This is a genomic window from Pseudomonas sp. ME-P-057, assembly GCF_030208975.1.
Taxonomy (GTDB): domain Bacteria; phylum Pseudomonadota; class Gammaproteobacteria; order Pseudomonadales; family Pseudomonadaceae; genus Aquipseudomonas; species Aquipseudomonas lutea.
In genome coordinates this window covers 1-8,382 of sequence record NZ_JARVSX010000044.1, presented here as the reverse complement: position 1 = coordinate 8,382, position 8,382 = coordinate 1, and the positions used below count along the sequence as shown (strand labels likewise).

Annotated in this window: 2 protein-coding genes and 1 pseudogene; 1 reads left to right on the top strand and 2 read right to left on the bottom strand. The window is 58.5% G+C overall.

The features are described from left to right. Window positions 1-336 precede the first annotated feature (336 nt). A pseudogene (locus QRN48_RS22940) lies at window positions 337-605 on the top strand (hypothetical protein). Between the two features lie 381 nt (window positions 606-986). Here the strand turns inward: QRN48_RS22940 and QRN48_RS22935 are convergent. Together QRN48_RS22935 and QRN48_RS22930 are read right to left on the bottom strand one after the other, a co-directional pair. After that, a complete protein-coding gene (locus QRN48_RS22935) occupies window positions 987-1,346 on the bottom strand; it encodes a hypothetical protein (RefSeq protein WP_191945595.1) in 360 nt (119 codons plus the stop codon). Window positions 1,347-1,349: 3 nt separating this feature from the next. Next, on the bottom strand, window positions 1,350-8,382 hold a 7,033-nt coding region (locus QRN48_RS22930; protein ID WP_502944663.1), incomplete at its 5' end, for a DUF637 domain-containing protein.

Below are 8,382 nucleotides of genomic sequence, written 5' to 3'. Positions count from 1 at the left end.
TCGCCAGGGCGTTGTCCATCAGGTAGCGGAACTGGTCGGCGTCGCTGTAGAGGCCACCGGCGAGGAAGCGTTGGTCTTTTGATGCTTTGCGCGTTTTTACGTCTGACGGTCGCACACATGACGATTCAGGTTTGCCGACCTGACGGTTGAGAATGCGCAAGCTGGGGCTTTTTGCTTGCGCGCCTGCAAAGTCGTTCTATGACGGCTGTGCGCGGAAGACCTTCGGGTCTGCCGGTTTTCTCTACTGCCGGTTCGCCAACCTGCGTACAACTGTCACCCATTCGTTTGGCGACCTGTGAATGATGGCATTCATCATTTAATTGTAGAGTTTAAAAAATGAACCGATACACGCCGCTTACAAACCCAGATTCAACCGTCTCCGCGTTGGTGATCGACACGCAAGCGCTCCTTGATCTGCTCTATGACGCCGCCGCGTAACGTATTCGTGCGGCGACACAGTTTTTGGAAAATTTGACGTTTCCGGAAGAGGTCAGCGGTGATGCGATTCTGCTTCATGATTTCGCGTTGCTGCTGGCTGTACCGCTGAGAACGGGTATGATTTGCTGGATGTAATTGGGCGGAAGCTGAATCCGCTAACTTCATAAATAAAATAGGCGATTGTCTTATAATTGCTCTAACTCAAATCGCTTTAACGTAAATAAAATTAAAATGCAAATTTTTAAAGAGCGTAAATCCATATTTAATTTAGCACCAGAGCAAACCTCGCGCCTGGTAATGCGTCACAGAAAAGTTTTTCCAGCGCCAATAGCCACTCTCACAACCAGAAACAGCTGATGAACAAGGCGTCATAACTCGTTCTCCCTTCGCCGGGTCAGTTCCCGGCGGCAACTGGACTTCACCAACTTTCTTTCCCGGTTGACTTACCCATCCAGACGGAATTATCGGCCCCTGGGTTGGGTTTGTAATTTCCTCTACGTTATTTGGAGGTTTTGCCCCGCCTTTTGCACCAAGACAATCTTATGAAATCAAGTGTTACCTAAATAAACGGCCCCATCCGAGAACTCCATCAGCCAAGGCACAGTTGATGACGAACAAAATGCATTCAAAATGCGGCCGTCAGATAATTTAAAGAATGGATCGATTGGCTGAGCATCAATAAGCCAACCTACCTCAACAATTGATAAACCTAAAAGCTCAGAGACATGGTCAAGGGCATCGTCATCCCAACAAGCGAACAGCAATTCACCCGCCCTAGACACACGCCACGCACTCTCAGTACGAAAGCTCCAACCCGCCGAAAAAAGCATCAAAGTATCGCCATCCCAAAATACTTTTTCAATTTTCAGGGGTAGCAAAAGAGCCACAGCCTGCAAGAAGTTATTCATCATTTAGTCCACTTGTTCAATATGCGTACGCTCCCTAATCCACTGCTTCCGTTCAGCCTTCGATAAACCTTGCGGAGGCTGCGGCGGCTTTCCAGTAGTAGGATCTACAGGTCCGCCATTAGCATTCTCGAATGAGGCGCGCTGGGGACTTCGACCATCCGCCTGCATCACCCGAACTCGCGAACCATCAGGCAAGATGTATTGAGTTCCAACCACATTTCCGCTGGTCGGAGAAACTACTGGCTTTGTCGGGTACCCTGCTGCTTCAAAATCAGCAATCATCTTAGACTGACTTTTAGGAAGATTCACTCCAGAGATATGACTAATTGATCCCTCATTTGCTGTTGCGCCTTGGCTACCCTTCCCTTTGCCAGCCCCTGAACGCGAAGGTATTGGAATCCCAATTCCTGCCTTAATCGCCTCCGCTGCAAGCTTAGCCAGTTCTCCACCGCCCGCAGAGTTGATATCTGCTGCGATTTTGTTGGATGCGTCAAGGTTGTTCCCTAGCACAAAACCGACTGCCCCCGCAGCCCCACCCTGCCCCTGGGACCTGAGCCTACCTACAAGATCGACGAGTTTCTGATCGTCGTCTGCCAAAGAGGTAGCAATGCCCCGGCATCTTTGCGGATCGCGCGCGCAAAGCGCATCCAACTCATCATTTCGCTGTTGATCAAGCTCTGCGTAACGCTGCCTGACCTCACGCTTCTCTTGCTCCGTAGTCTTGCTGTCAACCTCCCGCAACATCTGCTCAACTTCCTCGTGGTAGAGGTAGTTGAAAGTTGTCGCCTTTTGAGCAATCTGAGAACCCTTCTCCAAATCACCATCAACCGCCGCGGCTGCTAACAGCCCCGTCAGTTGTGAAAGCATCAAGGTGATGTCTTTATTACCCTGGGCGGTCCAAGTGAGCTGATTGATTAATGCCTCATTTAACCCCGCAGCCGCAGCTCCGGTTTTGAAATCACTCCCGGTCGCTTCTGCCAGCAATCCACCCATCAAAGCATGAGCAATGATTTTTTGAGGGCTTCCATTGGGAAAGGCGACGTAGTCACCCACCCAATTAAAGCCAGTAGCCATCGCCACATTGCCAGCCTCTCCCAGCAAAGCAGCATTGAAGTTATCGCCGAAGCTGCCCCCTTGAACGGCCGTCGAGATCCCGCTAGAGATTACCGCACGGCCACCTGTACGCAGCGCGATATCGCCTGCTGACGTCCAAGTGAAGATGTCTTTGGACGAGTTAGTGACTGCCAAAGTTGAACCTGTACTCGGGCTTACACCTTGGACCGTGCTTGTGCTGGCACCTGCACTGTCTGCACCAGCGAACCAATTAGTATCGGCATACTCCAGGGCACCCGCCGTAAACCCGGCGACCGCTGCGCTTTTCAGGCTATTTGCGCTGACCGTTTCTTTAAACGCTGCACCCAAATTGCCCTTGTTGTTGATGGTGCTGGTGACTGCCGTTGTACTCAGGCTGGTACTTACGGCAAGGGTGGCACCCTGCAGTCCAAAACCTACCGGCCCCATGATCGCCGCCATCATGATCGCGATTGCAATCTTGGCACCGGCCCCCAGTCCCGAGTTATCGTACTTGAAGCTCTCGTGGATCTCTTTCACCTGACGCAAATCAATGTCGCCACGGGCTTCAGCTTGCCTCAGCCAAGCCAGATTAGGATCAGCCTTTACCATCGCATCAACGGTCTGACTTACGGTCTGCTGATCGACCTGTTTGACATCTATATGAATGCCTTCGGCGGCCTTTATGACAAGCTGCCCTCGAGCAACCAGTTCGCTCTGACGCAAGGTTTCATCGGTGTTGCCTTTGCCTTTGGCGCTGAACCAAGAGAGATCACTTTTGCTTTTGGTATGGCTTTCGTCATGCAGATCCTTAACCCCTTCAAAGACAATTGCGCCGCCGCTATCGAGGAAGATGTCTTTGCCGCTATTAACCTTTGCGACTTGGTACAGTTGATCACCGTCGCTTGTCAGGGTCAGGTTGCCACCCGTCTTGATCTCGGTACCTACCTGAGTGGTGCGAGTAACTTCATCCATCTGCGCCTTTTTAGCGCCCCAGCTTCCTTTCTCCTTCATGTCGTACAACGTATGCGTGCTGTTCTCAGCCGCCAACAAACTCAACTTATCCCCGCTGTACAGATAAGCCTCATTCCCTGCACTGATCTTGCTCGCCACAATCGTCGTATCGCGCCCGGCCTGGCTCACAAAATCCCCACCCGCCGTCAACACGCTCGCCACTTGGGTGGTCTGGTCGTCCGAGGTCTTGATGCGTTCCTTGCCGTGTTTTTCCTTGCCCTCGACGTTGTGCATGTCGCTGACCGACGCCACGTTGAAGTCGCGCCCGGCCTGAATATTCAGGTCTTTGCCGGCCGTGGCCGTGCTGCCGATGATGTTGACGTCCTGCCCGGCTTTCATATTGATGCTGCCGCCCGCCGTGACGCTGGCGGCGAGGTTTTTGACGTCGGTGGTGATGCTGGACTTTTCGCCGCCGTCGCGGCTCTCGTGCTTGATGCGGGTGTCGCTGGCGGCAATCAGGTTGAGGTCGCGGCCGGCGGTCAGGTTGGCGTCTTTGCCGGCGGTGAGTGCGCCTCGGTTCGTGAGGTCGCGCCCGGCGTCGATGGCGAGGTTTTCGCGGGCGACGATGGTGCTGGCGGTGCTGTCGGTGAGGGTGCGCATGCCGGCGCCGTCACGTACCTGGATGGCGGTGTTGTCGTTGGTGATGTCGCCCTTGAGGGCGGCGAGGCTGACTTGGTTGCCGCGAATTTCGCCGGCCATGGCGTTGCGGATGCTGTCTTGGGCCAGCAGGCTCAGGTTGTTGCCGGCTTCGATCAGACCGCCGGTGTACATGCTGCCGCTGCTGACGGCGGTGAGGTTGTTGCTGGCGCGCAGGGTGCCGACGTTGATCAGGTCGCCGCCGGTGACCAGGTTGAGATCGCGGCCCTGGATCAGGCTGTTGCCGCGTACGTTGCGTGATTCGGCCTGGGCCAGGTAGAGCACCGGCACGAGGACGGTCTGGCCGTCGACGACGCGGTTTTCCATCCACACGATGTCGTGGGTCAGCGCGCCGACTTGCTGGCTGGTGAGGGTGACGCCCAGGCTCAGGCGCAGGGCGTCTTTGCTCGCCAGGGCGTTGTCCATCAGGTAGCGGAACTGGTCGGCGTCGCTGTAGAGGCCGCCGGCGAGGAAGCGTTGGCCGGTTTGCGCGAGGACGGCGTCGCGGATCAGGCGGCTCTCGTATTGGCCATCGCCCAGGCGGCGCCAGGCGTTGTCATCGGTTAAGCCGAGTTTGCCGAGTATGTAGTCGGAGCTGAGGAAGCCTGATACGGAGGTGAACTCGGGGTTGGTCTCGATCAGGTAATGGCTGGTCGGGTCGGGGTTTTTGACGAACAGGCCGTACTCGCCCTTGGGCGTCTGGAAGTTCGGCGCGGTGGTCGGGTCGACCGGCGCGAACGGCGTGCCGGTGTAGTCCACGGGTACGAAGCCGCCGCCGGGGGCGACGCTGGCAACCGGCAACACGCTGCCGGCGCCTTGGGCGCTCGGGTCGTTGGCGTGCTTGCTCAGGTTGATGTTGATGCCGCCGACGGGGATGCCGGTCTGGTCGTCGCCCAGGGTGCCGGTCAACTGCGCCAGGGTGTTGTTGTGCAGCGTGCCATTTTGCAGTGTGCGCGCGACGTTGAGGTTGACGGTGCCGCCGGCCTGCATCGTGGCGGCGTAGCCTGGGCCACCGTTGTCGGTCCAGGTGGTGACGTCGCTTGAGTGGGCGAAAGGCTGGCTATCGGGTGAGCGGTTTTTCAGTTCTTCGAAGCGCGCCTTATCGAAATGCCCAGCCGCCGTGGCCGCATTGAACGCTGGAACGTCGACATATTGCATGCGTTCAAACAAATCGTCGGAAACGTGACCTGGCGTGCTGACGACAATCTTGCGCTCCCCCGTGCGCGTCGCGGCGCCCTGGTTCAGCAGGTCACCGGCGGTGATACTCAGGTCGCCATTGGCGGCCATCAGGCTGTAGCGGTTCTGCACATTGTCGCCTTGCACCAGCATGTTTTTGCCAGCCACCAGGCGCGCCGCTACCGAATCCTTGGTCGCCGCCTCAAGGTACGTCTCGTAGATGGTGATCTCGCCACGTTCCCAGCTGTCTTTCTCGCCGCAGTGCTGGTAACAGATCCAACTCAGGCTGCCGGTGGTCAACGTCTGCCCGAGTTCGAATTCGTCTTTGGCGTTTTCGATAAAGCCTGCATTGATGCCGATGGAGCCTTCGCTTTCCACGGTGCCGGAGCGGTTGCTGAACAGCGCCGCCTTGCCGCCATCCGCCGCTGCAAAACTCAAGTCGCCCTTGCTGTAAACGTCGCCATACAGGTTGCTGAAGCCATTACCGCGCAACGTCATGTCGCCGCCGCTGAACAACAGTGTGTCCGCCGCATTGTTGATGCCGTTGACGGCCGTCAGGTTCACCGCGCCTTGAGCACCAAGGGTGCCCCGGTTATTGATCTGCGTCGCTGCGATGTCCAGCTGCTGACGCGCGGTGAGGAAACCGAGGTTGTCCAGAGTCCCGCCCAGCTTGACCTGGGTATTGAGGCCTGCGAGACGCCCTCCGTTCTGGCTGAGGTTATTCGCCGCCACACTCAGTGTTTGCAGGGCCGACACCCGGCCGCTGTTGGTCATGTCGCCGGTGGTGGTGATGCTCAAGTCACCGTCGCTGAGCAGTTCGCCGCCGTTGTCCAGGCTGGCTACGTCGAGGATCAAACCCTTGCCGCTGGCCATGCGATCGCCCGCCTTCAGGGTCAGGCCTTGGGTGCTTTCATAGGTGAGGACTTCGTTTAGTTGCACGCTCCCCAGGCCATCGACGGTGCCGAATGCCCAATCGGCGCTGCCCGTACCGTTGATGGTGCCTTGGCTACCGGTGAGGCTGGCGGTATTGATGTGGAACGCGCCCAAGCCCGCATGCTGCAACAGACCAGAAGTGTTGTTCAGGCTGGCGGCATCGAGGTTGAAAGCCGTGCTGCCGAATTCAAGGGTGCCGTTCTGGTTGTTGAGTGCGCCGCCGAGGTTGAGGGTGCTATTGGCACCGCCCAGAGCACGCAGTTGGCCGCCGGCGCTATTGTCGAGGTTGCCGCCGGTGAAGGTCAGACCCTGGTTAGCCTCGATCAGGCCGCCGTTGTTGGTGAGCGTGTCGCGTGAAGTCAGGTTGATCAGGTTGCCGCTGATCTGGCCATCTGCGCTGTTGTCGAGGCTGGCGCCGCTGACGGTGACCTGTTCTTTGGCGAACAGCTTGCCGCCGCGATTGGCCAGGGCTTCGACGGTCAGTTGCAAGTTGCCGAGCAAGCTTGCCATCAGGCCGCCGTCGCCGTTGTCCGCCGCGTTGGCGGTGACGGTCAGGGTATCGCCCTGCACGGTGCCACCGCTGTTGTTCAGGCTGCCGGTATCCAGCTGGGTGTGCGCGCCTCCGCTGAGGATCAGGCCTTTACGATTGGACACATCGCTGCCGCTATAGCTCAGGCCTTGATCGCCAGCCAGCAGTTGGCCGCCGTCGTTGTTCAGGTGTTGGGCGGTAATGTCCACGCGCTTGCCGCGTAAAGTGCCGCCGCTGTTATCGAGGGTGGTGAGGGCCTTGACCAGAATGCTGCGCTCACCCGCATCAAGGGTTCCGCCAGCGTTGGTCAGCAGGTCGCTGACGTTGAGGGTGATGTCGCCGCCGTCGCTGACCAGTGCACCTTTATTGCTGTTGGTGAAGGTCGGCGCAGTCATTTCGATCGACTGGCCGAGCAGGATCCCCGCGCTGTTGTCGAGGCGCTCGCCGCGCAGTTGCAACAGGCCTTCGCTTTGAATGCGGCCTTGGGCGTTGAGCAATTGGCCCGGCCCTTTGAGCAGCAGGCTCACACCCTGCGCACCGCCGGCCAGCAGACCCGCGTCACGGTTGTCCAGGCTGGACGCGCGCACGTCGAGTTGATCACCCAGCACACGCCCGGAACGGTTGTCGATGTCACCGCCACTGGCGTCGAGCAGAATCTGCTTGCCAACGATCACGCCGCTCTGGTTGTTGAGTTTCGCAGCGTGCAGCTCCACGTTGCCCTGCCCGGATTGCAAGCGGCCCTGAGCGTTATTGAGCTGCTGGGCGGTTGCCACGGTCAACTTGCCGGTATTGGCGCTGAGTACGCCGTTGGCGTTGCTGCTGAGGCTGCCTGCGTTGAGATTCAGGTCAGTGCCGGCCTGGGCAAACCCCAGGCTGTTGTTGAAGGCATTGGCAACGGAGAGGTTCAGCGCGCCGTTGTCGGCCTGGATCAGGCCCTTTTGACTGTTGTCGAGGTCGCTGGCGTTCACCGTCAGCGCACCGGCGACCAGCACACCGTTCTGGTTGTTGAGACTGGCTGCGTTGACGGTCAGGTCGTTGGCGACGATTTGCCCGCCACTGTTGTTCAGGTCGGCGCTGCTGAGCACCAGGCTGCCACCGGCCATTTCAATGCGGCCCTGGCGGTTATCCAGGGAGGTAGTGTTGAGCGTCGCGGCCTGGCCTTCACCGAAGCGAATCAAGCCGCCCAGGTTGGCAATGGCCGGTGCACTTATTGCCAGGCTTTGCTCGCCGAAGATGCGTGCGGCGGCGCCCTGATTGGTCAGGGTGCTCGTATTGACGCTGACGGTTTTGGCCTGGACGATGCTGCCCTGGTTGGTCAGCGCCTGCGCGGCGGTGATCGCCAAGGCGCGGCTGGCCAGCAGGTCGCCACTGGTGTTGACGGTTTGCGCGTTCACCACCAGGTCGCCGGTGGCGTTGCGGCTGTTGTCCGCTGCCACGCCCGCTTCGATGATGCCGGCGTTGGTCACGCTGGCCGCGTTGAGTTCAATGCGTTGGCCGGCGGCCACGCTCTTCTGGTTGACCAGGGCTTGGGCGCTGGTGACGTTTACGTTGCCGGTGGCGTAAACCTTGTCAGTCAGGTTGACGCTCTGCGCCGTCACCCTGACGTTACCGGTGGCCGCCGCCTGAGCCATGCTCAGGCGCCCATTGGCATCCAGTTGAATATCCCCGCCACTGGCC

Coding starts and splice junctions, on each gene's coding strand:
- QRN48_RS22935 (WP_191945595.1), bottom strand. CDS start 1,346: ATGAATAACTTCTTGCAGGCTGTGGCTCTTTTGCTACCCCTGAAAATT.